Raw genomic sequence first — 26,543 nt, 5'->3', positions numbered from 1 at the left:
CCGGTGGATGTCCGGGCCGGCGCCGGCTGGTTGACTGACGACCATGACGACACCACCTGCGCCGTCGCCGACGGGGACCGGCATCAGCGTCCGCGGCCTCACCAAGACCTTCGGCTCCTTCACCGCCGTCGACGACCTCAGCTTCGAGGTCGCGCCCGCCCGGGTCACCGGCTTCCTCGGCCCGAACGGCGCCGGCAAGACGACCACCCTCCGCATGCTGCTCGGCCTGGTGCGCCCCACCTCCGGTCAGGCCCTCATCGGCGGCCAGCGGTATGCCGACCTGGCCGCCCCCATGAGCACCGTCGGGGCGGCCCTCGAGGCCACCGGCTTCCACCCCGGCCGCAGCGGTCGCAACCACCTGCGCGTGCTCGCGGCCAGCCACGGCATCCCGGACCGCCGCGTCGACGAGCTGCTGGAGCTCGTGGGGATCCCCGCCGCCGCCCGCAAGAAGGCCGGGGGCTACTCGATGGGCATGCGCCAGCGCCTCGGTCTCGCGGCCGCGCTGCTCGGCGACCCGGACGTGCTGCTGCTCGACGAGCCCGCCAACGGCCTGGACCCCGAGGGGATCCGCTGGATGCGCGGCTTCCTGCGTCACCTGGCGCAGGAGCAGGGCAAGACGGTCCTGGTCAGCTCGCACCTCCTCGGCGAGGTGGAGCAGACCGTCGAGGACGTCGTCATCATCGCCAACGGGCGGATGGCCCGCCAGGGCACCATCGACGAGCTGCGCGGCGACCCGGCCGTGCTGGTCCGGGTCGCCGACCCGGCCGGGCTGGCCCGGGTGCTCCAGGACGCCGGCCTCGAGGTGCAGCCCGAGGACGGTGGCCTGCGGGTCACCGGGGCCGACGGCGCCCGCATCGGGGAGACGGCGCACGCGGCCGGTCACCCGGTGCACGAGCTGCGCCCGCTCCGCACCGACCTGGAGCGCCTGTTCCTCGAGCTCACCGAGTCGCCCGAGCACCGCAACCGCAACCTCGCCACCGGGACGGAGGCCGCCTGATGATCTCGCTCGTGCGCGCCGAGCTGCGCAAGTACACCACCACCCGTCTGTCCTGGTCGATGCCGCTGGCCATGGTCATCCTGGGTGGCCTCTTCGCCGCCCTGCAGGGGCTGTTCCTCGCGATCATCGGCGAGTTCCCCGGCCCGGACGGCTCGATGATCGTGCCGGCCGAGATGTTCGGCGAGGACGTCGTGGCCCGTCTGGTCTACACGGGGGGCGTGCAGATCGGCTACCTCCTGGCCCTGGTCCTGGGCATCCTGTCGATGAGCGGGGAGTTCCGGCACAAGACGATCACCGCCACCCTGCTCGCGGCTCCCCGCCGCGGCCGGCTCATCGCCGCCAAGCTCGCCTCGGTCGCGGTCGTCGTCGCCGTCAACGCCGTGGCCTTCACCCTCGGCAGCGTCGTGGGCGGCGGTCTCACCCTGGCCCTCGGCGACGTGAGCCTCTTCCCGGACCCGGCCGGGCTGCTCGCCACCTTCGCCCGGATGATCCTCGTGCTCGTCCTCTGGGGGCTCATGGGCTTCGGCCTGGGCGTGCTCATCACCAACCAGGTGGTGGCCCTCTTCGTCGGCGTCGGCGTCACCCTCCTCGTCGAGCCCCTGCTGGGCCTGGGCCTCACCTTCGTGGAGCAGCTGGCGGACGCCTCGAAGTTCTTCCCCAGCCAGGCGAGCATGAGCGCCCTCGACCTCTTCGCGGGGGTCGACCCGGGCATGGCCCAGTCGCTGGGCGGTGCGCAGGACGCCCTGTCGTGGGGCTGGGGCACGCTGGTGCTGCTGGGATACGCCGCGTTCATGGCCGCCCTGGGCTGGTTGCTCACCGCCCGGCGCGACGTCGCCTGACCTCGCCCCTGCCCCTGCGGCCGGAGAGGCAGGGCGATAGGCTGGGCGGCGCACATGCAGCGGACGCATGCTGGTGATCCCCGGACGTGAGATGAGGCGCTAACCCCGTGGCCAACCCGCCGAGCAGCGACACCACCACCGACTTCGGAGCCAACGAGTGGCTCGTGGAGGAGATGCGGGAGCAGTTCGACCAGGATCCGGGGTCGGTCGACCCGTCCTGGAGACGCTACTTCGAGAAGGGTCGGACGGGCCCCGGCAACAACGGCTCGGGGCCGTCCGACCGCGCGCAGGACGGCACGTCCGGCGCGCAGGACCGGGCGGGCAGCAACGGCTCGGACCCCGCACGCGGCTCCACCGAGACCCGCCCGGCCCCCTCCTCCGGACCGAAGGTGGCGCCGGCGCCACCGCGCAGGTCCTCGCAGGCCCGCGGGACCGGCACGACGTCGGGGGGCGGCACAGACGGGTCGGGGAGGAAGGACACGTCCGGCAGCACGACGAAGGACGCGTCCAGCACCACGGACAAGACCGGGGGCACGCAGCAGAAGAGGGCCCCGTCGACGGAGGGGTCGGGCGACTCCGGCGCCCCGGACGAGAGCACCAGCACCAATCAGAAGGCACCGATGTCCCGCGAGGCACCCGCCCCGAAGAAGGCCGGCCCCCAGGAGGAGGTCACCCTCACGCCGTTGCGGGGAGCCGCGGCCCGGGTGGTCTCCAACATGAACAGCTCGCTGGAGGTGCCGACCGCCACGAGCGCCCGCAACCTGCCGGCGAAGCTGCTCATCGACAACCGGACGGTCATCAACAACCACCTCGCCCGCAGCCGCGGCGGCAAGGTGAGCTTCACCCACATCATCGGCTACGCCATGGTCCGGGCGCTGCGCGCGATGCCGGCCATGAACAACGGCTTCGCCGAGGAGAACGGCAAGCCCCAGCTCGTCGAGCCCGCCCACATCAACCTCGGACTGGCCATCGACGTGCCGAAGCCGGACGGCACCCGGCAGCTCCTCGTGCCCAGCATCAAGAGCGCCGAGGAGATGAGCTTCTACGAGTTCTGGAGCGCCTACGAGAAGGTGGTGCGCAAGGCCCGCGACGGCAAGCTCACCCTCGAGGACTTCCAGGGCACGACGATCAGCCTCACCAACCCCGGCGGGATCGGCACCCTGCACTCGGTGCCGCGGCTCATGCAGGGGCAGGGCGCCATCATCGGCGTCGGCTCGCTGGACTACCCGGCCGAGTGGCAGGGCGCCGCGACCGAGCGCATCCTGGCCAACGGGGTCAGCAAGATCCTCACGCTGACCTCCACCTACGACCACCGCATCATCCAGGGTGCCCAGTCGGGGGAGTTCCTCAAGATCATGCACCAGCTGCTGCTGGGGCAGGAGGGCTTCTACGACGAGATCTTCACCTCGCTGCGGATCCCCTACGAGCCGATCCGCTGGAACCCGGACATCGCGGCCACGCACGACGACGACATCTCCAAGCCGAGCCGGATCCAGGAGCTCATCCACGCCTACCGGGTGCGGGGCCACCTCATGGCCGACACCGACCCGCTGGAGTACCGCCAGCGTCGGCACCCCGACCTGGCCATCGAGAACCACGGCCTGACCCTGTGGGACCTCGACCGCGAGGTCCCCACCGGAGGCTTCGGCGGCAAGCCACGGCTGAGCCTGCGCCGCATCCTCGGGATCCTGCGCGACACCTACTGCCGCACCGTCGGCATCGAGTACATGCACATCCAGGACCCCGAGCAGCGCGAGTGGTTCCAGGAGAAGCTCGAGGTCCCCTTCGAGAAGCCGGCCCCGGCCGAGCAGCTGCGCATCCTGCGGCGACTCAACGCGGCGGAGGCCTTCGAGACCTTCCTGCAGACGAAGTTCGTCGGGCAGAAGCGGTTCAGCCTCGAGGGCGGCGAGTCGGTCATCGCGCTGCTGGACAAGGTGCTCAACCGCGCGGCGGACGACGGCCTCACCGAGGTGACGATCGGTATGCCGCACCGCGGCCGGCTCAACGTCCTCGCCAACCTCGCAGGCAAGTCCTACGGCCAGATCTTCCGCGAGTTCGAGGGCAAGCAGGCCCCCGGCTCGGTCCAGGGGTCCGGCGACGTGAAGTACCACCTCGGCACCGAGGGCGAGTTCACCACGGAGGACGGCAAGACCACCCGCGTCTACCTCGCGGCCAACCCCTCGCACCTCGAGGCGGTGAACCCGGTGCTCGAGGGCATCACCCGGGCCAAGCAGGACCGCCTGGTCCGCGAGACCGACGCCGACCTCAGCACGGTCATGCCGGTGCTCATGCACGGCGACGCGGCCTTCGCCGGGCAGGGGGTCGTGCTCGAGACGATGCAGATGTCCGAGCTGCCGGCCTACCGCACGGGCGGGACGCTGCACGTCGTCATCAACAACCAGGTCGGCTTCACCACCGCCCCGCAGCACTCGCGCTCCTCGGTCTACTGCACCGACCTGGCGCGCACGGTGCAGGCGCCGATCTTCCACGTCAACGGGGACGACCCCGAGGCCGTGGTCCGGGTCGCCGAGCTCGCCTACGAGTTCCGCCAGACGTTCGGCAAGGACGTCGTCATCGACCTGGTCTGCTACCGGCGCCGCGGCCACAACGAGGGGGACGACCCCTCGATGACGCAGCCGCTGATGTACGACCTCATCGAGGCCAAGCGCTCGGTCCGCAAGCTCTACACCGAGTCGCTCATCGGCCGCGGGGACATCTCGGTGGACGAGGCCGAGGCGGCGCTGCGCGACTACCAGCGCCAGCTGGAGAACGTCTTCACCGAGACCAAGAAGGCCCTCAAGGGCGAGACCGACGACGGCGGCGGCGGCCTGGAGCGCCCGCACGCCCAGGACGACGGCGACGCGTCGACGCGGCCACGTCCCACCGCGATCTCGGAGGAGGCCGTCCGGGCCGTCGGGGACGCCTTCGCCTCCCCGCCGGAGGACTTCACCGTCCACGCCAAGCTCGGCAAGCTGCTGACCTCCCGTCAGCAGATGACCCGCGAGGGCGGCATCGACTGGGCCATGGCCGAGCTCATCGCGTTCGGCTCGCTGGTGACGGAGGGGACCCCGGTCCGCCTCGTCGGTCAGGACAGCCGGCGCGGCACCTTCGTGCAGCGGCACGCCGTGCTCACCGACAACGGCACCGCCGCCACCTGGACCCCGCTGGACCACCTCACCGAGGACCAGGCCCCCTTCGAGGTCTACGACTCCCTGCTGTCGGAGTTCGCGGCCATGGGCTTCGAGTACGGCTACTCGGTCGAGAAGACCGACGCCCTCGTGCTCTGGGAGGCGCAGTTCGGCGACTTCGTCAACGGCGCGCAGACGGTCGTCGACGAGTTCATCAGCTCCTCGGAGCAGAAGTGGGACCAGCGCAGCTCGGTGGTGCTCCTGCTGCCGCACGGCTACGAGGGCCAGGGACCGGACCACTCCTCCGCCCGCATCGAACGCTTCCTGCAGCAGTGCGCGGAGGACAACATGAGGGTCGCCTACCCCTCGACCCCCGCGTCCTACTTCCACCTGCTGCGCGCGCACGCCGCGGCGCGCCCCCGTCGTCCGCTCGTGGTCTTCACCCCGAAGGCCATGCTTCGCCTCAAGGCCGCGGCGAGCGCGGTCGAGGACTTCACCGGCGGCACCTTCGAGCCGGTGCTGCCGGACCGGGTCGACCTCGACCCGGCCGCCGTCGACCGGGTGCTCATCGCCTCGAGCAAGCTGGTCTACGACCTCGAGGACGAGCGCAGCAAGCGCGAGGACGAGCGCACCGCCATCCTGCGCGTCGAGCAGCTCTACCCCGTCCCCGGCAAGCAGCTGGCGGCACTCACCGCGCAGTACCCCGACGCGGAGCTGGTCTGGGTCCAGAACGAGCCGAAGAACCAGGGAGCGTGGCCGTTCATGGCCCTCAACCTGCCGGACGCGTTGCGGCAGCACGGCGAGGAGCGGCCGCTGCGCGTGGTCAGCCGCCCCGCCTCCGCCTCACCCGCGACCGGGTCGGCCAAGGTCCACGCCGTCGAGCAGGCCGCCCTGCACGACGAGGCCTTCTCCCGGCGCGCATGAGCACGGCGACGCACGCGCCAGCACCCCTCCCCGAGGGCATGTCGGCCTCGAGCCCGACCGAGGCGGACCTGGACGACCTCGTCCGGCTGCTGCGCCGGCACGAGCGGGAGGCCCGCGGGTGGCCCGGGGCGCAGAGCGACTCGGTCCGCGCCGAGGTGAGCGGTCGCGGTGCCAGCACCCACCGTCACGAGATGGTGCGGGACGCCGACGGCACCACCCGCGCCTGGTTGAGCCTGCACGACCGGGCCGCCGGCCGGGTGCTGGTGGGGGTCACGATCGACCCCGACCTGCCGGACGAGCAGGCGGACCCGCTGGCGGCCTGGGCGTTCGACCGCGTGCAGGAGCTCGGCCGTGAGCTGCTGGACGAGCGGGGGATGGAGCGCACCCAGCTGGACTCCGGCGCCTTCGAGGACGACGAGCGCCAGCAGCGGTGGCTGCGGGCGGCCGGCTACGAGCACGTCCGTGACTGGTGGCAGATGACCCGGCCGGTCGACGCGGCGGCGGACGCCGGGGCCCCCGAGCTGCGCGAGGGCGTCGAGATCTTCCGGGTGCGCCAGGACGAGGGCGTCGGGATGCCCCACGAGGAGGACCTGCGGGCCGTGCACCTCGTCCTGGAGGAGTCGTTCGCCGACCACTTCAACTCCTACCGCGAGACCTTCGAGGAGTTCGTGTCGCGTCTGCGCGAGGACCCGGGTCACCGCTGGGACCACTGGTGGCTGGCGACGGTGGACGGCGAGCCCGCGGGGGCGGTCGTGGCCTCCATCAGCCGGGGCGGCGTCGACGCGGACGGGACGGCGCAGCCGGACGGCTCCTACATCGACTACATCGGGGTGCACCGACGGGCGCGCGGTCGCGGGGTCGCCAAGGGCCTCCTGCGGACCGTCGTCGCGGACGCGGCGGCACGGGGCCGCTCCTCGGTCGGTCTGGAGGTGGACGCGGACTCCCCCACCGGCGCCGACGGGCTCTACCGCTCGCTGGGGTGGGAGACCCGCTACGTCACGCAGTCGTGGCACCGCATGGTGAGCCTCGACCCGGAGGACGGACGGTGAGCACCACGGACCAGGGCGGACGGGTGGAGCTGGAGTACGCCCCCAGCGCCGACTTCCAGGTGACCGACGGCCCGCGGGACATCGGGCTGTGCTTCGTCGGCGACGGGTTCGTCGCCGGGTACGGCGACCCCAAGGCCCTCGGCTGGGTCAACCGCGTCGTGGGCCGCACCGACCGCGGCGGGACCGACACCGACATCACCAGCTACAACCTCGGGGTCCGCGGCGCCAGCTCGGCCGACGTGATGAACCGGTGGCGGGCCGAGTGCCCTGCCCGGTGGCAGGGCCGCGGCGAGCGCCGCCTGGTCGTCGGCGTCGGCGCCGAGGACGTCGAGCAGGGGATCACCACCGCCCGCTCCCGGCTCAACCTGGCCAACGTGCTCGACGAGGCGAGCTCGACGGGCATCGCGACCTTCGTCGTCGGTCCCACCCCCACCCTCGACGCCGAGGTCAACGCCCGGTTGCAGACGCTCGCCGACGCGCTCGCCGACGTCTGCTCGCGGCGAGGTGTGCCGTTCGTCGACTGCTTCACCCCGCTGCTGGGTCACGACCAGTGGCAGTCCGACCTCGCCGCCGGCGACACCGTCCACCCCGGTCAGGCCGGCTACGGGCTCATGGCCTGGCTGGTCCTCAACGGTGGGTGGGCCACCTGGCTGCAGCTCGACGGCTGATCCTGCACCGCGCCGAGCGCGTCCGACGGGTGGGTGAGGGCCGGGGTCAGAGGGCCTCAAGCCAGGACCGCGCCTCGGCGTAGGCCTGCTCGTCGGCGTGGACGGGGACCGGACGGGCGTGCCCGTCGGCCCGGGGGTAGGACCCGAGGAAGCGCACGTCCCTGCACGTCCGGCGCAGGCCGAGCAGCGCCTCACCCATCCGCGGCTCGCCGACGTGGCCGTCGGCGTCGATCCAGAAGCAGTACTCCCCCAGCCCCTCGCCGGTCGGGCGCGACTCCAGCCGGGTGAGGTCGATGCCGCGCACCGCGAACTGCTCGAGCAGCTCCAGCAGGGCACCCGGACGGTTCTGCCAGATGAGGGCCACGAGGGTCGTCCGGTCGGCGCCCGTGGGCGCGGCCGCGGGTGCACCGTGCCGCAGCACGACGAAGCGGGTGAGCGCCCCGGCGCGGTCCGCGATGCGCTCCGCCGCCCGCTCCAGGCCGTAGGACCGGGCGGCCTCGGTCGAGGCGATGGCCGCGTCGTAGGTCCCCTCGGCCACCGCCTGCGCGGCCCGGGCCGTGGAGGACTCCGGGACGAGCTGCGCCTGCGGCAGGTGTCGTGCCGTCCACTCCCGGGTCTGGGCGGCCGCGTGCGGGTGGGTGGCCACGACCCGGACCTGGTCCTGGCTCGTCCCGGGGCGGACGAGCAGGTCGAACTGGACCTCGACCAGGACCTCCTCGACGATGCGCACCCCGTCCTGGTCGAGCAGGGCCTGGAGGGTGGCGGGGACCGACCCCTCGACCGAGTTCTCGAACGGGACGACGGCGGCGTGCGCCTCCCCCGCCACCAGCCGCTGCACGGCCTCGGCCGCGGTCGGCACGGGGGTCGCCTCGTGGAGTCCTCGGGAGTCCCACTGCCGCACCGCCTGCTCGGTGAAGGTGCCGGCCGGGCCGAGGTAGGCGATGCGCGAGGTCACCCCCGGAACCCTAGCCGAGCCACCGGTCAGTAGGCCCCGCTGTCCCTGCTCACCACCACGCGCGCCGTGCGCCACATGATCATGAGGTCGAGGATGGGGTTCCAGTTCTCGACGTAGTAGAGGTCCAGACGCACGGCCTCGTCCCAGGAGAGGTCGCTGCGACCGCTGATCTGCCACAGACCGGTCATACCCGGCCGCACCAGGAGCCGGCGGTGGGTGTCCTCGGCGTACTCCGCCACCTCGCGGGGCAGCGGCGGCCGCGGCCCGACCAGGCTCATCTCGCCGCGCAGCACGTTGAGCAGCTGCGGCAGCTCGTCGAGGGAGTAGCGGCGGATGAAGGCACCCACCCTCGTCACCCGCGGGTCGTGCTGCATCTTGAACAGCGGGCCGGCTCCCTCGTTGGCGGCGGTGAGGTCGGCCAGCCGGTCCTCGGCGTCCAGCACCATGCTGCGGAACTTGAACATCGAGAAGCTGCGGCCGTCCTGGCCCACGCGCTCCTGCCGGAACAGCACCGGGCCGCGGTCCTCGAGCTTGACGGCGAGCGCCACGGCGAGCATGACCGGACCGAGGATGAGGGTGACGAGCAGGGCGGCCAGCCGGTCCATGACGTTCTTGAGCACCCGCTCGGGGCCGACGAAGCGGGGCGCCTCGACGTGGATCAGCGGCAGACCCTGCACCGGCCGGGTGAGGACGCGGGGTCCGGCGACGTCCATGATGCCGGGCGCGACCACGAGGTCGATGTCGGTGGCCTCCAGCGCCCAGCCGAGCTGCCGGAGACCGGTGGTGCCCAGACCCGCCGAGGAGGAGACGGCGACGACGTCGACGTGGTGCTCGAACGCCTTGAGGAGCACGTCGGACTCCGGTCCCAGCACCGGCACCCCGGCCACCTCACCGCTGGCGTCGTCGACGCAGGCACCGAGCACCTGGTAGCCGGCGTCGGGAGTCCGCCGCAGCGCACCGACGAGCCCGGCCACGTGGTCGGTGTCCCCCACGAGGATGACCCGGTCGGAGAGCTCACCGGTCCTGCGCCGCGCGACGAGCCAGCGCCGCGCACCCCAGCGACCGGTCAGCAGGAGCAGCGTGCCGAGCGGGTAGGCGAGCAGCACGAAGCCACGGGCGAACTCGATCTGGAAGGCGAACCCGGTGATCGCCAGCACCGCGAACACCCACGTCGAGCCCTGGAACACCTGGCGGTACTCCTGCACGCCGTGCCCCACGGTGCGACCGTCGTAGGCGCGTTGAATGTTCAACGACAGGACCCAGGCGACGACCAGGCCGAGGGCGACGTAGCCGTAGCCGATGCCGAGCCCGCCCACCGTCTGCTCGTCGATCCCGAACCGGGTGACGTGGGCCACCAGCACGGCGGACGTCACCAGGAGCAGGTCGAGGACCTTGAGGGTGGTGAGGTAGCCGGTGAGGTAGCGGCGGGCCCGGTGCGGCGCCTTGCGGCCGCCGTTCGGGAGCCGCTCGGACTGCCTCAGGGCATCCGGGATGACGAACGGTCGCGCGTCGAGGACACGGGACACCGCGGTGTCCTGCGAGTCCCTGAGGGCGGTCCCTGGTGCTGTGCCTGTGATCACGGTCACGGGAGATTTCCATCCTGTCCCTGCGCGAAGAATGCTCTCCCCAGAGCAAATCCCCTTGCCAAATCTTTACCTACTTCTCAGTTAAGCACCGAACCGGCGGCACGTCTACCCCGAAACTCCCCCGATGTTCGACTGCCCGACAACCTCTGGTTCCCCTGGGTATGCCTGGGCGTCGTCCTCGACTCCCCCTCGGTCACCTAGGTTAGCCCTCGTGCCCACCTCTCGTCAGCACGCGCGCCGCCTCGGCCTCGCGCGCGTCTCGGGCAGCTCGATGTCGCCCACCCTCGAGGCCGGGGACACCCTCGTGGTCCTGCACGGGGGGCGGCCCCGCGTCGGCGCGGTCGTCGTCGTCTCGCTCCCGCCCGACGCGCAGGGCCTGCCCCGCCCGGTCGCGGTCAAGCGCCTCACCTCGGTGCGCCCGGACGGCGCGCTCTGGGTCAGCTCCGACGGCACCGGCACGGACTCCCGCCAGCTGGGGCACCTCACCCCCGGCGCCCTGATCGCCGTGGCCCTGCTGCGGCTGCCCCGGTGGCGGCCGGCGCGCCCGCCGCGCCTGCTCCGGCGGGCCGCTCAGCCCTGACCGAGCGCCCGGGCCAGCGCGGGCAGGACCTCACGGACCTGCTGCTTGAGGGCGGCGTACACCTCGTCCGGGCGACGGTAGGGGTCGACGAGGCCGGTGGACGACGGTCGTCCCACCGCCCCCCGCTGCGCCCGCGCGGAGCGGGCCAGCCCGGCCAGCGCCTCGGCGGGGTCCTCCCACCGCGGCCGCTCGTGCGCCGGGACGGCGTCGGCGAGGGCGGCGAACTCGTGGACGGTGAACGTCCGGCGCAGCGCCCGCGGGTCGAGCCGCACCACGTCCGAGCGGTGCTCCGGCGTCGCCGTGAGGACGAGGTCCGAGGCCGCCACGACCTGCTCGGTCAGCAACCGCGCCGCGAAGCCCTCGGGGTCGCCCCCCAGCCGCCGGAGCAGCCGGGCGGAGCGCTCGTCCATGGCGGACCCCACCAGCGCCCGGGTGCCGGCCGATCGGACCGCCACCACGCCCGGCCCGTGGGCCGCGTCGACCTCCCGCTGGAGGAGCCGCTCGAGCATCGGCGAGCGGCAGACGTTGCCGGTGCACACGACGAGGACGGTCGGGGCCACGCTCACGGGGCCTCCCCCTCCAGCACGCCCCCGGCCCACCGGGGGCCACGGCCCCGCAGCACGGCGCGGCGGGCCTGGTCCTCGGCGGCCTCGCTGCCGGAGCGCTGCAGGAGCACCTCCAACCGGTCCTGGGTCAGCACCTCGGCCAGACCCTCCCCCCACTCGACCACGGTGACCGACTCCTCGAGGGAGGCGTCGAGGTCGAGGTCGTCGAGCTCGGCGCCGTCGGCGAGACGGTAGGCGTCGACGTGGACCAGGTCCGGCCCGCCGGTCGTGGAGGGGTGCACCCGGGCGATGACGAAGGTCGGCGAGGTCACCGGGCCCCGCACCCCCAGACCCTCGCCCAGGCCCTGGGTGAGGGTGGTCTTCCCGGCTCCGAGGTCGCCCGTGAGGACCACGAGGTCGCCGGCCCGGAGCCGAGCGCCCAGACGACGTCCCAGTGCCCGGGTGTCCTCGGCGGCGGGCAGCTCGACCTGCTCGCTCACCGCCCGGCCTCCCCGACGTGGCGGCGCGGCAGCCGGGGCCCGAACCTGCTGACGATCTCGTAGCTGATGGTCCCCGCCGCTTCCGCCCACTCCTGAGCCGTCGGCGCCCCGTCGACGCCTCCGCCGAGGAGGACCACCTCGTCGCCCGCCGCCACCGGGGTGTCACCGACGTCGACGACGAACTGGTCCATGCAGACGCGTCCGGAGACCCGGAAGCGCCGCCCGGCCACCTGCACCGGCCCGGCGCCGGAGGCGTGCCGGGGCACCCCGTCGGCATACCCGATCGGCACGTCGACCACCGTGGTGGCCCGCTCCGGGGCGTAGGTGTGGCCGTAGGACACCCCCTGACCGGCGGGGATCCGCTTGACCACGGCCACGCGGGCGCTCACGCTCATGGCGGGCCGCAGACCCAGGTCGGCCGCGGAGGCCAGCTCGGGGACCGGGGACAGGCCGTAGACCGCCAGCCCGGGACGGACCATGTCCCAGGCCGCGGCCGGCGTGGTGAGGGTCGCGGCCGAGTTGCTCAGGTGCCGGACCTCGAGGTCGAGCCCGGCCCGCTCGGCCAGGCGCACGGCGTCGGCGAAGGCCTCCTGCTGGGCTCGCACGGTGGGGTGCTCCGGGGCGTCGGCGTAGGCGAAGTGGGAGAAGACCCCCACCACCCGGATCGCGCCCTCGGCGCTCAGCGAGGCCGCGTGCCGGACGAGCACCTCGAAGTCGGTGCGGGCGTCACCGGCCCCGTCAGGGAGGGCGAAGGCCCCGCCGCGGGCGAGACCGGTGTCGGCCTTGAGCTGCACCTCGGCGGTCCGGCCCGTCCGCCGGGCCGCCGTCGCGACCAGGTCCAGGGCCCAGGGCGCCGAGGCCGCCACCTGGACGTCGGCCGCCAGCAGCGCGTCGGCGTCCACCGAGGGCGTGAGCAGCCAGCACAGCAGCGGCGCTCCCACCCCCGCCGCCCGCAGGGCCAGCGCCTCGGCGGGCTGGGCGACCCCCAGCGCGGAGGCTCCTCCGGCGAGCGCCGCCCGTGCGCTGGGCACCAGGCCGTGGCCGTAGGCGTCGGCCTTGACCACCGCCATGACCCCCGCGGACCCGGCGTGCCCGCGCAGGACGCCCACGTTGTGCGCGATGGCGTCCAGGTCGACCGTGACCTCGGCCGGCCAGGGGGAGGCGTCCGGCTCGCTCACGCCGACATCACCTGGGCGAGCTGGCTCATGAGGCTGCCCTCGACGGCGGGGCGCCGTCCCACGGCGTCGGCGATCCTCCGGCCGAGCTCACCGGTGCTGGCCCCCATCGCCTCCCCGGCCAGGGCCGGCAGGTCGGCGAGGACCTGGGCGGTCGCCCCCTCGACGGCGGCCGCGGCCTCCCCCTCGCCCAGGTGGCCCAGCATCATGGCGAGCGAGAGGCAGGCGCCGGCAGGGTTGGCCCACCCGCGTCCGGCGATGTCGGGGGCCGAGCCGTGGACGGGCTCGAACATGCTCGGCGCCTGGCCCCCCAGGTTGAGGTTGCCGCTGGCGGCCACCCCCAGCCCTCCCTGCAGGACCGCCCCGAGGTCGGTGACGATGTCCCCGAAGAGGTTGTCGGTGACGACCACGTCGAAGCGCTCCGGGCTGACCGGCAGGTGCATGCACATGGCGTCCACGTGCACGTAGTCGGTCTCGACGTCCGGGTAGCGGCGCCCGACCTCCTCGACGACCGCCGACCACAGGGCCCCCGCCTCCACCAGGACGTTGGTCTTGTGGCACAGCGTCAGCCGGCGCCGACGGACCGAGGCCAGGCGGAAGGCGAAGTCGACCGCCCGCTCCACGGCGTACCAGGTGTTGACCGACTCCTGCACGGCCGTCCACGCCGGGGTCCCGCGGTGCACCGCGCTGCCCTGGGCGACGTAGGAGCCCTCGGTGTTCTCCCGGACGACGACGAGGTCGCACCGCTGCGGCGTGAGCCCGTCGACCGGGGTCGGCACCCCGGGGTAGAGCCGGACCGGGCGCAGGTTGACCGCCTGCTGCATGGCGCCGCGCAGGGCGAGGATGATCCCGCGCTCCAGGACCCCCGGGGGCGCCAGGGGGCTGCCGATCGCGCCGAAGAGGATGGCGTCGTGCGCGCGCAGCCGCTCGACCATCTCCTCGGTGAGGAGCTCACCCGTCCGCAGGTAGTGCTCGGCGCCGAGCGGGACGTCGGTGCGCTCGGTGGTGAAACCGAAGACGTCCTGGGCCGCGTCGAGGACCTCGAGGGCCGCCGAGGTCACCTCCGGGCCGACACCGTCACCGGGCAGCACTGCGATGGAGTGGGAACGCATGAGTCGTCGGACCTCCGTGACGTCACGTCAAGGGATGGGCTTACAGTGGCGTCATTGTCTCGCACCGCCCCCACCAGCGAAACGGAAGGGTCGACCCATGTCCGCGTCATCCGGGCTGACGATGGCCGAGAAGCTCTGGGCCCAGCACGTCGTGCGCTCCGCCGACGGAGAGCCCGACCTGCTCTACATCGACCTGCACCTGGTCCACGAGGTCACCAGCCCGCAGGCCTTCGACGGCCTCCGGGAGAAGGGCCGGCCGGTGCGCCGCCCCGACCTCACCCTGGCCACCGAGGACCACAACGTGCCGACCACGCTGGGCCCGGTCACCGACCTCACCTCCCGCACGCAGCTGGAGGCGCTGCGGACCAACTGCGCGGAGTTCGGGATCGTCCACCACGAGCGGGGGCACCGGGGGCAGGGCATCGTCCACGTCATCGGCCCCGAGCTCGGTCTCACCCAGCCCGGGATGACGATCGTCTGCGGCGACAGCCACACCTCGACCCACGGCGCCTTCGGTGCCCTGGCCTTCGGGATCGGCACCTCCGAGGTCGAGCACGTGCTGGCCACCCAGACCCTGCCGCTGCGCCCCTTCCGCACCATGGCGATCACCGTCGACGGCCAGCTGCCCGAGGGCGTGGGGGCCAAGGACGTCATCCTGGCGGTCATCCACCGGATCGGCACCGGAGGCGGTCAGGGCTACGTGCTGGAGTACCGCGGGTCGGCCATCGAGTCGCTCTCCATGGAGGGCCGCATGACCATCTGCAACATGTCGATCGAGGCGGGGGCCCGGGCCGGCATGGTGGCCCCGGACGAGACGACCTTCGCCTACCTGCGAGGGCGGCCGCACGCGCCGACGGGCGCCGACTGGGACGCCGCCGTGGCCGCGTGGCGGGAGCTGCGCACCGACGAGGACGCGGTGTTCGACGCCGAGGTCGTCATCGACGCCGCCTCGCTCACCCCCTACGTCACCTGGGGCACCAACCCCGGCCAGTCGGTGCAGCTGGGCGAGGCCGTCCCCGACCCGGCGCTGGCCGGCGACGACGACGCCCAGGACACCGCCCGCCGCGCCCTGGACTACATGGGTCTGAGCGCCGGGACACCGATGCGGGAGATCGCCGTGGACGCCGTCTTCCTCGGCTCCTGCACCAACGGGCGCATCGAGGACCTGCGCCTGGCGGCCGACGTGCTGCGCGGGCGCCGGGTCGCTGACGGGGTCCGGATGCTCGTCGTGCCCGGGTCGCACGCCGTGCGCCAGCAGGCGGAGGAGGAGGGCCTGGACACGGTCTTCACCGGCGCCGGGGCCGAGTGGCGGTTGGCCGGGTGCTCGATGTGCCTCGGCATGAACCCCGACCAGCTCGCCCCCGAGGAGCGCTGCGCCTCGACCTCCAACCGCAACTTCGAGGGCCGCCAGGGCGCCCGGGGCCGGACCCACCTGGTCTCGCCCGCGGTGGCCGCGGCCACCGCGGTCCGCGGCACCCTGTCCTCCCCCGCCGACCTCGACCCCGCCCGCGAGCCTCAGGAGGTGACGGTCTGATGGAGCCCTTCACCACGCATACCGGGATCGGCGTCCCGCTGCGCCGCTCCGACGTCGACACCGACCAGATCATCCCCGCCCAGTGGCTCAAGCAGGTCTCCCGCACCGGCTTCGACCAGGGCCTGTTCTCGCGCTGGCGCGAGGACCCCTCCTTCGTCCTCAACACCGAGCCCTACGCGCGCGGCTCGGTCCTCGTCGCCGGCCCGGACTTCGGCACCGGGTCCAGCCGCGAGCACGCGGTGTGGGCGTTGCAGCAGTACGGCTTCCGGGCCGTGCTGTCCAGCCGGTTCGGGGACATCTTCCGCGGCAACTCGGGCAAGCAGGGGCTGCTCGCCGCCCAGCTCGACCAGGGCGACATCGAGCTCATCTGGAAGATGCTCGAGGCCGAGCCCGGCACCGAGATCACCGTCGACCTGCCGGCGCGCTCGGTCACCTGCGGCGACCTGGTGGCGACCTTCGGCGTGGACGACTACGTCGCCTGGCGCCTGGAGAACGGGCTGGACGACATCTCGCTGACCCTGGGTCACGAGGACGACATCTCGGCCTTCGAGCGCGGACGGCCGTCCTGGAAGCCGACCGTCACCCCCGCCGTCGGCTGAGTCGGCCGCCGGGTGCGGCGGGTCGCCGGCGACGCGCCGGTCGCGTTGACACCCCTGCCCCGGCCTTCCTAGGCTGAGCCACCTCGAGGGGAGTATTTCCCGAACGCCGCGTCGGTCACTACGCGGGGCCCGTGCCCCGCTCGGCGCGCGCCCTGCCCCCAGGGTGAAAGAGACCTCGATCCGCGCGTCGTGATCGAGAGGACCCCTGATGACGCCCTTCCCCCTGGCCCCCGCCGACACCGCCTCGTCCACGAGCATCGCCGACCCGATGCTGTGGGCGCTCACGCTCGGCGGCGTCGTGCTGCTGCTGGCCTTCGACATGGTCCTCACCCGTCGGCCGCACGCGGTGTCGATGAAGGAGGCCCTGGCGTGGTCGGCCTTCTACCTGGCGCTGCCGCTGCTCTTCGGGCTGTGGATCTGGCAGCAGTTCGGGAGCCAGACCGGGCTGGAGTACTACACCGGCTACCTCGTCGAGAAGTCGTTGTCGGTCGACAACCTCTTCGTCTTCATCCTCATCCTCAGCGCCTTCGCCGTGCCCCGCGAGCTGCAGCAGCGGGTGCTGCTCATCGGCATCATCGGCGCGCTGGTGCTCCGCGGCGTCTTCATCGCCCTGGGCGCAGCCCTCATCGCCAACTTCGCGATCACCTTCCTCGTCTTCGGGCTCATCCTCCTGGCCACCGCGTGGAAGGTCCTCAAGGACGCCCGCGAGGACAGCCACGTGGAGGTGGCCAAGCTGCCCGCGGTGCGCCTCACCCGGCGCTTCTTCGCCGTCACCGACGACTACCGCGGCACCCGCTTCACGGTCCGGGAGGGGGGCCGCCGGGCGCTCACCCCCTTCGCCCTCGTGGCCCTGGCGATCCTCGGCACCGACGTCGTCTTCGCCGTCGACTCCGTCCCCGCGGTCTACGGCATCACCGGCGACCCCTACCTCGTCTTCGTCACCAACGCCTTCGCTCTGCTGGGGCTGCGCGCCCTCTACTTCGTCCTCGAGGGTGCCCTGGGCCAGCTGCGCCACCTCGGCTACGGGCTGTCGCTCATCCTCGCCTTCATCGGGGTCAAGCTGGTGCTGCACTGGGCGCACGGCGTCTGGGAGGGCGTCCCCACCGTCCCCACGCTGGCCTCGCTGCTGGTGATCGTGGGCATCCTCGCGGTGACCGTGCTCACCAGCGTGGTCGCCGAGCGACGCGACGCCCGGTCCCGGGTTGACGCGGCGTCATCGTCATGAGTTAGAGTTCGGGGCGATGACTCACCTGCTCCTCCTCGGCTGCCGCAGCGAGACCTCCTAGGTCCGGCCCTCGCTGCGGAGTCGCCGCTGTCCCGGACACCCAGCGCCCCAGCGAGAAGAGCCATCCATGAGCATCAGCACCGCCCCCTCACCCAGCGCGACGCGCTACCCCAACGCCCAGCAGCCCAGCGGCATGCCGGTGAGCCGCTACACGGCATACCCCGCCGTCGACCTGCCGGACCGCACCTGGCCGGGACGGACCATCACCGAGGCCCCGCGCTGGTGCGCGGTGGACCTGCGGGACGGCAACCAGGCCCTCATCGACCCGATGACCCCGGAGCGCAAGCGGCGGATGTTCGAGCTGCTGGTCCGCATGGGCTACAAGGAGATCGAGGTCGGCTTCCCGGCGGCCAGCCAGACCGACTTCGACTTCGTCCGCATGCTCATCGACGAGGACCTCATCCCCGACGACGTCGTCATCCAGGTGCTGACCCAGGCGCGGGAGCACCTCATCGAGCGCACCTACGAGGCCATCGCCGGCGCCCGGCAGGCCATCGTGCACCTCTACAACTCCACGTCCACCCTGCAGCGCCGCGTCGTCTTCGACGCCTCCGAGGACGAGATCGTCGACATCGCCGTGCGCGGGGCCCGGGCCTGCAAGAAGTACGAGGAGCAGCTGCCCCCGGGCACCGAGGTGTTCTACGAGTACTCCCCCGAGTCCTACACCGGCACCGAGCTGGAGTTCGCGGCGCGCATCTGCAACGCGGTCATGGAGGTCTTCGTCCCGAGCGAGGGGTCCCCGGTCATCATCAACCTGCCCGCGACCGTGGAGATGGCGACGCCCAACGTGTATGCCGACTCCATCGAGTGGATGGACCGTCACCTGGACCACCGCGAGCACGTCGTGCTCTCGCTGCACCCGCACAACGACCGGGGCACCGGGGTGGCGGCGGCCGAGCTGGGCTACCTCGCGGGGGCGGACCGCATCGAGGGCTGCCTGTTCGGCAACGGCGAGCGCACCGGCAACGTCTGCCTGGTGACCCTGGGCATGAACCTCGTCAGCCAGGGCGTCGACCCGATGATCGACTTCTCGGACATCGACGAGATCCGGCGGACGGTGGAGCACTGCAACCAGCTGCCCGTCCCCGAGCGCCACCCCTACGGCGGCGACCTCGTCTTCACCGCCTTCTCCGGCAGCCACCAGGACGCCATCAAGAAGGGCCTGGAGGCCATGGAGCGCGACGCGGACGCGGCCGGCACGGCGGTCGACGACTTCCGCTGGGAGGTCCCGTACCTGCCGGTCGACCCCAAGGACATCGGCCGCACCTACGAGGCCGTCATCCGGGTCAACAGCCAGTCGGGCAAGGGCGGCGTGGCCTACGTCATGAAGACCGAGCGCAAGCTCGACCTGCCGCGGCGCCTGCAGATCGAGTTCAGCCGGGCCGTGCAACGGCACACCGACTCCGCCGGCGGGGAGATGACCCCCACCCAGATCTGGGAGTCCTTCACCCACGAGTACCTCGAGCAGAGCGGCCCGGTGGTGCTGCACGACTTCACCAGCACCCACGTCGAGGGCGAGGACGCCGACGTCCGGCTGGACGCGCGGGTCACCGCCGCCGGCCAGGACCACACCATCAGCGGCCACGGCAACGGCCCGATCTCGGCCTTCGTCGCCGGACTCAATGGCCTGGGCATCGACATCCGCGTGCTGGACTACGCCGAGCACGCGCTGTCGGCGGGCGAGGACGCGCTCGCCGCGGCCTACGTCGAGTGCGCCGTGGACGGCGGGGTGCGCTGGGGGGTCGGCATCGACGCCTCGACGGTGCGCGCCTCGCTGCACGCGGTGTGCAGCGCGCTCAACCGGCCGCAGCCGTGAGGGGCCGGGGCGCCCGACCGGCCTGACGGTGCGCGGTCGTGGCCCCTGGAGGGCCACCGGCGCGCACGGTTGAGGGCCCGGACGCCTTGGTCGTGCGCGGTCGTGGCCCCTGCAGGGCCACCGGCGCGCACGGTCGTGTCCTCAGCCGCGCCCGTCGCCCAGGAGGGTCGCGCCCTCGTCGGTCACCGTCCAGAACGGGTTGTGGGCGATCTCCCACACGTGGCCGTCGGGGTCGGTGAAGACGCCGGAGTAGCCGCCCCAGAAGCGGGTGCTCGCGGGGCGGAGCACGGTGGCTCCCGCGGCCTCGGCGTCCTTCATCTGGTCGTCGACGTCCGCGGCGCTGGGCAGGTTGACCCCGACGACCTTGCCGCCCCAGGAGTCGCCGCTGCCCGGCGTGTCCTCGGTGTCGGAGTCGACGTCGATGCCGGAGTCGACGGCGAGCGCGGCCCGCTCCCACAGCGCGACCACCATGCCGCCGGCCTGGAAGAAGGTGATGTGGTCGGGCGAGGGACCGGGCTCCCAGCCCAGGGCCTGGTAGAAGGCGCGAGCGCGCTCGAGGTCGCTCACCCCCAGGGTGACGAGGGACACACGCTGATCCATGCCCTCAACCTAGCAACGTGGCCGACCCGGGCGGCAGCCCGCATCAGGCACACTGGAGGTATGCCGACGCCCGAGCCCGCGCAGGCCGCGCCCCGCGGGGACGTGCGCGCCGCCGTCGCCCTGCTCCGGGAGCGCGGGGACCGGCTGACGGGTCCGCGCCGCCGCGTCCTGGAGGCGATGGGTGACCTGCCGGGCCACCCGGACGTCGCCGAGGTCCACGCGGCCGTCCAGGAGCGGGGGGCGACACACCTGGCGACGACGTACCGGGCGCTGGAGCACCTGTGCGCCGCGGGCATCCTCACCCACGTGCACCTCGACCACGCCCCGCCGCGCTACCACTTCTCCGCGCGGGTCACCGGCACCGGGCGCGAGCACGCCCACGCCGCCTGCCGCGGCTGCGGGGCGGTGCTCGACCTGCCGGCCGAGGTCCTCGAGCCGGCGCACCGGCACCTCGCGGAGCGGGGCTACCTGCCGCACCTCGGGCATACCGCGCTGTCGGTCACCTGCCCGGACTGCGTCCCGGGCTAGTCCCGCAGCAGAGCCGCGACGACGGGGGCGACCGCGCCCGCGACCGACGTGGCCCGCACCGGTCCGCCGGGGTTCGCGTGGCGGGCCGCGAGCCCGTGCACGAGGGCCCCGACGGAGCCCGCCTCCCGCGGCGGCAGCCCCGCGGCCAGCAGCGCCCCGCAGATCCCGGCCAGCACGTCACCGGCGCCCGCGGTCGCGAGCCACGGGGGCGCGTCGGCCTGGGTCCGGACCGGCACCGCCGGGTCGGGGTCGGCCACGACCGTGGTGGCCCCCTTGAGGAGCACTGCGGCACCGGTGGCCCGGGCGGCCCGCCGCGCGTGCCGCACGGGCTCGGCCTCGACCTGCTCGCGGTCGACCGGGCGACCGCCCAGCTCGGTGAGCATCGTGGCGAGCTCGCCGGCGTGCGGGGTGAGCAGGGTCGGCGCCTCGCAGCGCAGGTGCCCGGTGCGCTGCCAGTGCGCGAGCAGCTGCAGCGCGCCGGCGTCGACGACGAGGGGCGTGTCGCTGGCCAGCGCCTGGCGGAACCACTGCACCTGGCGCCGGTCCGAGGTCTCCCCGTCGGAGAGCGGCACCCCCGGTCCCATGACCATCGCCTGGATCCGGCCCTCCCCGGGCACCACCTCGGGGCAGGCGGCGAGGACGAGGTCCTCCGCGCGCCCCGGGCCCAGGTAGCGCACCATGCCCACCCCGGTCTCCAGGGCCGCGGTGGTGCAGAGCACGGCGGCCCCGGGGTACTCCGCGCTGCCGGCGATGACGCCCAGCACCCCGCGGCGGTACTTGTCGTCGCCCGCGCCGGGCACGGGCCACCGGGCCGCCACGTCGGAGGTCTCGAGCCGCTCCACCACCGGCGTCGCCCCCACCTCGACGCCGATGTCCACCAGCGTCACCGCACCCACCGCCGCGGCGGTCGGCGGCAGCAGGTGCACGGGCATGAGCATCCCCAGGGCCACCGTCTCGTCGGCGCGCACGCAGTGCTCCGCCGCGGCGACGCCGTCCGGGTCGGCACCGCTGGGCAGGTCGACGGCGACGACGTAGGCCGTGCCCGGCACCTCCTGCACGGCGGCCCGCATGGCCCCGCGCAGACCGGGGCGACCACCGATGCCGAGCAGGCCGTCGACGACGACACCGGCCCCCGCGAGCAGCTCCTGCACCGCCGCCGGGAGCTCCGCGGCGTCGGGGGCGACGTCGTGCACGGGCAGGCCCGCACGCCGCGCCGCCTCCAGACCGCCGGCGTGCAGCCGCCCGGCGATGCCGACCACGTGCACGTCCCGGTCGTCGCCGTCGGCCAGCAGCGCCGCGGCGTGCAGGGCGTCCCCGCCGTTGTCCCCCGGCCCGGCGAGGACCACGACCGGCCCGCCGCCACGCTCGTCGCGGCGGGCGGCGACGACCTCCGCCAGGCCGTGCGCGGCGCGCCGCATGAGCTCGCCGTCCGGGAGCCCGGCACGCACCTCCTCCTCGGCCGCGCGGACGTCGGGGACGGCATACGCCCGGAGCATGTCAGTCTCCTCCCGGGATCGGGGACGGGTGGGCCTCGGCGACGACCACCGCCGAGGCGACCCCGGCGTCGTGCGAGAGCGAGACGTGCAGGTGGGTGATGCCGAGGCGGTCGGCGCGGTCCCGGACCGTGCCCTGGGTGCGCAGGTGCGGACGACCGCTGTCGTCCCGCTCCACCCAGGCGTCGGTCCACCGCAGCCCGACGGGGGCCCCGAGCGCCTTGGCCAGCGCCTCCTTGGCGGCGAAGCGCGCCGCCAGGGACTCGGCCCGCAGCCCGAGCTCGTCGGCGGTGAAGAGCCGTTCGCCCAGCCGCGGGTTGGCCTCGATGCGCGCGGCGAAGCGCGCGATGTCGACGACGTCGATCCCGACCCCGACGATCACCGGGCACCTCGCGCGGCGCCGTGCGGCACGCCCGTCACCGGCCTACTCGACCGTGACCGACTTGGCGAGGTTGCGCGGCTGGTCGACGTCCAGGCCCTTGGCGGTCGACAGGTGCAGCGCGAAGACCTGCAGCGGGACCACCGTGAGCAGCGGGGCCAGCAGCGGGGAGGTGCGCGGGACGCGGATGACCTCGTCGGCGAAGGGCACGACGTCCTCGTCCCCCTCCTCGGCGATGACGAGGGTGCGGGCGCCGCGGGCCCGGATCTCCTGGATGTTGGAGACCACCTTGCCGTGCAGGCCGTGCTCGCTGTCCGGGGAGGGCACGACGATGAAGACCGGCTGGCCGGGCTCGATGAGCGCGATCGGACCGTGCTTGAGCTCGCCGGCGGCGAAGCCCTCGGCGTGGATGTAGGCCAGCTCCTTGAGCTTGAGCGCCCCCTCCATCGCGACCGGGTAGCCGACGTGGCGGCCCAGGAACAGCACCGAGCGGGAGTCGGCCATGAAGTGGGCGATCTCCTCGACCCGGTCCATCGTGCCGAGCAGCGTCTCGATGTGGGCGGGGATGCCCTGCAGCTCGGCCATGACCTCGGCGGCGCTGCGGCCGTAGGACTCCCCGCGCAGGGCGCTGAGGTAGAGGCCGAGGATGTAGGAGGCGGTGATCTGGGCCAGGAAGGCCTTGGTCGAGGCGACCGCGATCTCGGGACCGGCGTGGGTGTAGAGCACGGCGTCGGACTCGCGCGGGATCGTCGAGCCGTGGGTGTTGCAGATCGAGACGGTCCTGGCGCCCAGCTCCTTCGCGTGCCGGACGGCCATGAGCGTGTCCATCGTCTCGCCGGACTGCGAGATGGACACGACCAGCGTGCGCTCGTCCACCACGGGGTCGCGGTAGCGGAACTCGTGGGCGAGCTCGACCTCGACGGGGATGCGGGTCCAGCGCTCGATGGCGTACTTCGCGACCATGCCGGCGTAGGACGCCGTGCCGCACGCGACGATGACGATCTTGGTGACGGCCCGCAGGTCCTCGACCGGGATGTGCAGCTCGTCCAGCACGAGGTTGCCGTCGGCGTCGGTCCGGCCCAGGAGGGTGTCCGCGACGGCGTGCGGCTGCTCGTGGATCTCCTTCTCCATGAAGGTGTCGTAGCCGCCCTTCTCCGCGGCGGCGGCGTCCCAGGTGACCTCGTAGGTCTTGCCGTCGCTCGGGGAGCCGTCGAAGTTGATGACCGAGTAGGTGTCCGGGGAGATGGTGACGATCTGGTCCTGCCCCAGCTCAAGCGCCTGCCGGGTGTGCCCGATGAAGGCCGCCACGTCGGAGCCGAGGTAGTTCTCCCCCTCCCCCAGGCCGACGACGAGCGGGCTGTTGCGCCGGGCGCCGACGACGACCTCGGGCTGGTCGGCGTGCACCGCCAGCAGGGTGAAGGCCCCCTCCAGGGTGCCGACGACCTCGCGCATCGCGTCGGTGAGGTCGCCGGCGCGGGCGAAGGCGCGCTCGACGAGGTGCGCCACGACCTCGGTGTCGGTCTCGGAGGTGAAGGCCACCCCGTCCTCGAGCAGGCCGCCCTTGAGGGCGTGGAAGTTCTCGATGATGCCGTTGTGGACCAGGGCGAGCTTGCCGTCGGCTCCCCCGCGGTGCGGATGAGCGTTGGCGTCGGTGGGACCGCCGTGGGTGGCCCACCGGGTGTGGCCGATCGCGGTGGCGGTCTGCGGCAGCGGGGCGTCGGCCAGCGCCTGCTCCAGGTTGGCCAGCTTGCCGGCCCGCTTGCGGGTCTGGACGCCGCCGTCCTCGACGACCGCCACCCCCGCCGAGTCGTAGCCGCGGTACTCCAGCCTGCCGAGGCCCTCCATGACGACGCCGAGAGCCTTCTCGCTCGTCCGTGGCCCGACGTATCCGACGATTCCGCACATGGGCTCAAGCCTACGTGCCGTGGCCCCCGGCGACGGCATCCTCGGGCTCCGGCACGTCATACCGTCCGTCTTGGCACAATGCCCCCATGGGTTCGCCGGGCAGCACCGCCATCCCCTCCCCCTACGTGGAGCTCGACCGCGACGACTGGGCCCGGCTGCGCGAGGAGCATCCCATGCAGCTGGACGCCGCCGACGTCGAGCGCCTCCGTGGCCTCGGGGAGCGGCTGGACCTGGCCGAGATCGAGCAGGTCTACCTGCCCATCAGCCGGCTGCTGTCCTTCTACGAGCGCGCCACCGGGCGGCTGCACCAGGTCACCAGCGACTTCCTCGACGAGGGCCACGAGCGCACCCCGTTCGTCATCGGGGTGGCGGGGTCGGTGGCCGTGGGCAAGTCGACGACGGCGCGCATCCTCCAGGAGCTCATCTCCCGATGGGAGTCCCGGCCCCAGGTCGACCTGGTGACCACCGACGGCTTCCTCTTCCCCAACGAGGTGTTGGCCCGCCGCAACCTCATGCCGCGCAAGGGGTTCCCCGAGTCCTACGACCGCCGCGCCCTGCTGCGCTTCGTCAGCGAGGTCAAGGCCGGCAAGGCGGAGGTGACCGCGCCGGTCTACAGCCACCTGGTCTACGACATCGTGCCCGGCGAGCACACCGTCGTCCGCCGCCCCGACGTCCTCATCGTGGAGGGCCTCAACGTGCTGCAGCCGCCGCGCGCGCACGACAACGGCCGGGCCGGGCTGGCGGTCAGCGACTTCTTCGACTTCTCGGTCTACGTCGACGCGCACGCGGGCGACATCAAGAGGTGGTACGTCGAGCGCTTCCTCGAGCTGCGGCGCACCGCCTTCGCCGACCCCGACTCGCACTTCCACCGCTACGCCACGCTCACCGACGACGCGGCCGTGGACATCGCCGAGAACATCTGGGACACCATCAACGCCCCCAACCTCGTCGACAACATCCTGCCGACCCGCAGCAGGGCCCGGCTGGTGCTGCTCAAGGGGGCCGACCACAGCGTCGACCGGGTCCGGCTGCGCCGGCTGTGACGCCCGCGGCCGAGGCCCGGCCCACCGGCTTCGCCCGGTTCTGGACCGCCAGCACCCTCGGCTTCGTCGCGCTGTCGACGACCAGCCTGGGGCTCGACGTCCTGGTCATCCGCGACCTGGGGGCCGGCCCGGTCGAGGTGGGTGTCGTCCGGGCGGCGCAGTTCGCCCCCTACCTGCTGGTCGGGCTGCTCGCCGGCGCGCTGGTGGACCGCTGGCGGCGCCGGCCGACCCTGGTCGTCGCGCACCTCGCCCAGGGGACGGTCCTGCTGCTGCTGGCGCTCCTGTGGTGGCTGGACGTCCTCACGGTAGGGCTGGTGGTCGCCCTCGTCCTGGTGGCGGGGTCCTTCGCCGTCTTCGGTGCCGCCGCCGAGCAGTCCGTCCTGCCCGACCTCGTGCCCCACCACGTGCTGGTCCTCGCCAACGCCCGGCTCGGCCAGTCCATGACCGTCGCCCAGTCGGTCGGTCCGCCGGCCGCGGGTGCGCTGGTCGCCGCGTCCGGTGCGGGGTCGGCCCTCCTCCTGGGCGGCGTGGCCAGGGTCGCGGCAGGCCTGCTGGTGAGCCGTACCCCCGTGCAGGAGTCCCCGCCGGAGCCGGCACCGCGCCGCGCGATGGGGACCGAGATCCTCACCGGGCTGCGCTTCCTCTACGGCCACCGCACCCTGGCGCCGCTCGCGGTGTCGACCCACGTGTGGTTCCTCGCCAACAGCATCGCCATCACCGTGCTCGGCCTGTTCGCGCTGCGGGCCCTGGGGCTCGGCGCCACCGGCTACGGCCTGGTGCTGGCCGCGGCCGGTGCCGGAGGCGTCGTCGGGGCCCTCGTCGCGCCGGTAGTCGGCCGGCGGGTCGGCGAGGGGGACGCCATGATCCTGGGCCGGCTGCTCTGCACCCTGGCCTGGGTCCTCGCGCTGCTCACCCCCGCCGAGCGCGGTCCGGCCACGGCCCTCGTCGTGCTGGGCGCCGCGCAGGCGCTCTACGGGTTCGCCATGGGGCTCGAGGACCCCAACGAGATGGGGTACTGGCAGGCCCGGACCCCTCGCGAGCTGCTCGGTCGGGTGAACGCCTCACGGCGCACCGTGAACCGTTCGGTCGCCGTCGTCGGGGCCCTGCTCGGCGGCCTGCTCGCCGCCGGGATCGGCCACCGCGGTGCGCTCGCCCTGGCCGCCCTGGTCTTCCTCGTCGCGACCGTGGTCGCCGCCCTCTCCCCGGTCCGGGGCGCCCGGGTCGGCGACGCGCGCTCCTGACCGTCCACGGCCCGGACGAGCAGGTATGCCGCGTCGCTCGGCTACGCTCCGCCCTCGGGGGG

At 73.3% G+C, this 26,543-nt stretch carries 23 protein-coding genes; 13 read left to right on the top strand and 10 right to left on the bottom strand.

Annotated features, from left to right (window positions below; all coding sequences use genetic code 11):
• The first annotated feature begins 43 nt into the window (after window positions 1-43).
• The 5 genes from FHD63_RS02925 (at window position 44) to FHD63_RS02905 (ending at window position 7,605) form a co-directional block, all read left to right on the top strand.
• On the top strand, window positions 44-997 hold the full coding sequence (locus tag FHD63_RS02925) for an ABC transporter ATP-binding protein (RefSeq protein WP_139720006.1): 954 nt from the start codon (window positions 44-46) through the stop codon (window positions 995-997).
• A complete protein-coding gene (locus tag FHD63_RS02920) occupies window positions 997-1,836 on the top strand; it encodes an ABC transporter permease (RefSeq protein WP_139720004.1) in 840 nt (279 codons plus the stop codon). Before FHD63_RS02925 ends, FHD63_RS02920 begins: the two co-directional genes overlap by 1 nt.
• A gap of 107 nt (window positions 1,837-1,943) precedes the next feature.
• A complete protein-coding gene (locus FHD63_RS02915) occupies window positions 1,944-5,888 on the top strand; it encodes a multifunctional oxoglutarate decarboxylase/oxoglutarate dehydrogenase thiamine pyrophosphate-binding subunit/dihydrolipoyllysine-residue succinyltransferase subunit (protein ID WP_139720002.1) in 3,945 nt (1,314 codons plus the stop codon).
• The gene (locus FHD63_RS02910; protein WP_139720001.1) at window positions 5,885-6,937 is read left to right on the top strand and encodes a GNAT family N-acetyltransferase; all 1,053 of its coding nucleotides are present in this window, start codon (window positions 5,885-5,887) and stop codon (window positions 6,935-6,937) included. Before FHD63_RS02915 ends, FHD63_RS02910 begins: the two co-directional genes overlap by 4 nt.
• Window positions 6,934-7,605 carry a GDSL-type esterase/lipase family protein gene (locus FHD63_RS02905; protein ID WP_139719999.1) on the top strand — a complete coding sequence of 224 codons (672 nt, stop codon included), beginning with the start codon at window positions 6,934-6,936 and terminating at the stop codon, window positions 7,603-7,605. Before FHD63_RS02910 ends, FHD63_RS02905 begins: the two co-directional genes overlap by 4 nt.
• A 46-nt stretch (window positions 7,606-7,651) precedes the next feature.
• Here the strand turns inward: FHD63_RS02905 and pheA are convergent, their stop codons facing one another.
• Both pheA and FHD63_RS02895 read right to left on the bottom strand, forming a co-directional pair.
• Window positions 7,652-8,560: a prephenate dehydratase gene (gene pheA / locus FHD63_RS02900; protein WP_139719997.1), complete on the bottom strand. Its 909-nt coding sequence runs from the start codon at window positions 8,558-8,560 to the stop codon at window positions 7,652-7,654.
• Between the two features lie 26 nt (window positions 8,561-8,586).
• Complete coding sequence (locus FHD63_RS02895; protein ID WP_202978406.1) at window positions 8,587-10,146, bottom strand: sugar transferase; 1,560 nt, start codon at window positions 10,144-10,146, stop codon at window positions 8,587-8,589.
• A gap of 211 nt (window positions 10,147-10,357) precedes the next feature.
• Between FHD63_RS02895 and FHD63_RS02890 the strand changes: the two genes are divergently transcribed.
• The gene (locus tag FHD63_RS02890; RefSeq protein ID WP_158296693.1) at window positions 10,358-10,726 is read left to right on the top strand and encodes a S24 family peptidase; all 369 of its coding nucleotides are present in this window, start codon (window positions 10,358-10,360) and stop codon (window positions 10,724-10,726) included.
• On the opposite strand, the gene FHD63_RS02885 is transcribed toward FHD63_RS02890, so the two are convergent.
• The 4 genes from FHD63_RS02885 to FHD63_RS02870 are packed head-to-tail and all read right to left on the bottom strand — an operon-like array spanning window position 10,717 to window position 14,058.
• Window positions 10,717-11,292, bottom strand: a complete 576-nt coding sequence (locus tag FHD63_RS02885; protein ID WP_139719993.1) for an arsenate reductase/protein-tyrosine-phosphatase family protein — start codon at window positions 11,290-11,292, stop codon at window positions 10,717-10,719. The two genes, FHD63_RS02890 and FHD63_RS02885, sit on opposite strands and share 10 nt — an antisense overlap.
• On the bottom strand, window positions 11,289-11,771 hold the full coding sequence (gene tsaE / locus FHD63_RS02880) for a tRNA (adenosine(37)-N6)-threonylcarbamoyltransferase complex ATPase subunit type 1 TsaE (RefSeq protein WP_139719991.1): 483 nt from the start codon (window positions 11,769-11,771) through the stop codon (window positions 11,289-11,291). The genes FHD63_RS02885 and tsaE overlap by 4 nt, the downstream gene beginning before the upstream one ends.
• Window positions 11,768-12,949, bottom strand: coding sequence for an alanine racemase (gene alr / locus FHD63_RS02875; RefSeq protein ID WP_139719989.1), 1,182 nt, complete (start codon window positions 12,947-12,949; stop codon window positions 11,768-11,770). The genes tsaE and alr overlap by 4 nt, the downstream gene beginning before the upstream one ends.
• Window positions 12,946-14,058, bottom strand: coding sequence for a 3-isopropylmalate dehydrogenase (locus FHD63_RS02870; protein WP_139719987.1), 1,113 nt, complete (start codon window positions 14,056-14,058; stop codon window positions 12,946-12,948). Before FHD63_RS02870 ends, alr begins: the two co-directional genes overlap by 4 nt.
• Window positions 14,059-14,155: 97 nt before the next feature.
• On the opposite strand from FHD63_RS02870, the gene leuC reads away from it, so the two are divergent.
• From leuC to leuA, 4 genes are all read left to right on the top strand, one after another.
• Window positions 14,156-15,592 carry a 3-isopropylmalate dehydratase large subunit gene (gene leuC, locus FHD63_RS02865; RefSeq protein ID WP_139719986.1) on the top strand — a complete coding sequence of 479 codons (1,437 nt, stop codon included), beginning with the start codon at window positions 14,156-14,158 and terminating at the stop codon, window positions 15,590-15,592.
• On the top strand, window positions 15,592-16,191 hold the full coding sequence (leuD, locus tag FHD63_RS02860) for a 3-isopropylmalate dehydratase small subunit (protein WP_139719984.1): 600 nt from the start codon (window positions 15,592-15,594) through the stop codon (window positions 16,189-16,191). The genes leuC and leuD overlap by 1 nt, the downstream gene beginning before the upstream one ends.
• 208 nt (window positions 16,192-16,399) lie before the next feature.
• On the top strand, window positions 16,400-17,416 hold the full coding sequence (locus FHD63_RS02855) for a TerC/Alx family metal homeostasis membrane protein (protein ID WP_238705739.1): 1,017 nt from the start codon (window positions 16,400-16,402) through the stop codon (window positions 17,414-17,416).
• Between the two features lie 127 nt (window positions 17,417-17,543).
• The gene (gene leuA / locus FHD63_RS02850) at window positions 17,544-19,292 is read left to right on the top strand and encodes a 2-isopropylmalate synthase (RefSeq protein WP_139719982.1); all 1,749 of its coding nucleotides are present in this window, start codon (window positions 17,544-17,546) and stop codon (window positions 19,290-19,292) included.
• A 141-nt stretch (window positions 19,293-19,433) separates the two neighbouring features.
• Here leuA and FHD63_RS02845 read toward each other — a convergent pair whose 3' ends face one another.
• Complete coding sequence (locus FHD63_RS02845; protein ID WP_139719980.1) at window positions 19,434-19,892, bottom strand: VOC family protein; 459 nt, start codon at window positions 19,890-19,892, stop codon at window positions 19,434-19,436.
• Between the two features lie 60 nt (window positions 19,893-19,952).
• Here FHD63_RS02845 and FHD63_RS02840 point away from each other — a divergent pair, with 60 nt between their 5' ends.
• The gene (locus FHD63_RS02840; protein WP_139719978.1) at window positions 19,953-20,420 is read left to right on the top strand and encodes a Fur family transcriptional regulator; all 468 of its coding nucleotides are present in this window, start codon (window positions 19,953-19,955) and stop codon (window positions 20,418-20,420) included.
• Here FHD63_RS02840 and FHD63_RS02835 read toward each other — a convergent pair.
• Genes FHD63_RS02835 through glmS form a run of 3 tightly spaced genes read right to left on the bottom strand, consistent with a single transcriptional unit; the run spans window position 20,417 to window position 24,197 of the window.
• On the bottom strand, window positions 20,417-21,916 hold the full coding sequence (locus tag FHD63_RS02835) for a bifunctional ADP-dependent NAD(P)H-hydrate dehydratase/NAD(P)H-hydrate epimerase (RefSeq protein ID WP_139719976.1): 1,500 nt from the start codon (window positions 21,914-21,916) through the stop codon (window positions 20,417-20,419). The genes FHD63_RS02840 and FHD63_RS02835 overlap by 4 nt on opposite strands.
• 1 nt (window position 21,917) lies before the next feature.
• Window positions 21,918-22,295 (bottom strand): holo-ACP synthase, encoded by a 378-nt coding sequence (locus tag FHD63_RS02830; protein ID WP_139719975.1) that lies wholly within the window; start codon window positions 22,293-22,295, stop codon window positions 21,918-21,920.
• Between the two features lie 42 nt (window positions 22,296-22,337).
• A complete protein-coding gene (gene glmS, locus FHD63_RS02825) occupies window positions 22,338-24,197 on the bottom strand; it encodes a glutamine--fructose-6-phosphate transaminase (isomerizing) (RefSeq protein WP_139719973.1) in 1,860 nt (619 codons plus the stop codon).
• Between the two features lie 86 nt (window positions 24,198-24,283).
• Here glmS and coaA point away from each other — a divergent pair, with 86 nt between their 5' ends.
• Both coaA and FHD63_RS02815 read left to right on the top strand, forming a co-directional pair.
• On the top strand, window positions 24,284-25,240 hold the full coding sequence (gene coaA / locus FHD63_RS02820; RefSeq protein WP_139719971.1) for a type I pantothenate kinase: 957 nt from the start codon (window positions 24,284-24,286) through the stop codon (window positions 25,238-25,240).
• Window positions 25,237-26,481 carry an MFS transporter gene (locus FHD63_RS02815; protein WP_158296692.1) on the top strand — a complete coding sequence of 415 codons (1,245 nt, stop codon included), beginning with the start codon at window positions 25,237-25,239 and terminating at the stop codon, window positions 26,479-26,481. Before coaA ends, FHD63_RS02815 begins: the two co-directional genes overlap by 4 nt.
• Window positions 26,482-26,543 lie beyond the last annotated feature (62 nt).

The organism is Serinicoccus chungangensis, assembly GCF_006337125.1.
In the GTDB taxonomy this organism is placed as follows: domain Bacteria; phylum Actinomycetota; class Actinomycetes; order Actinomycetales; family Dermatophilaceae; genus Ornithinicoccus; species Ornithinicoccus chungangensis.
The sequence above is the reverse complement of the archived record's forward strand: the minus strand, read 5'-3'. Positions and strand labels throughout refer to the sequence as shown.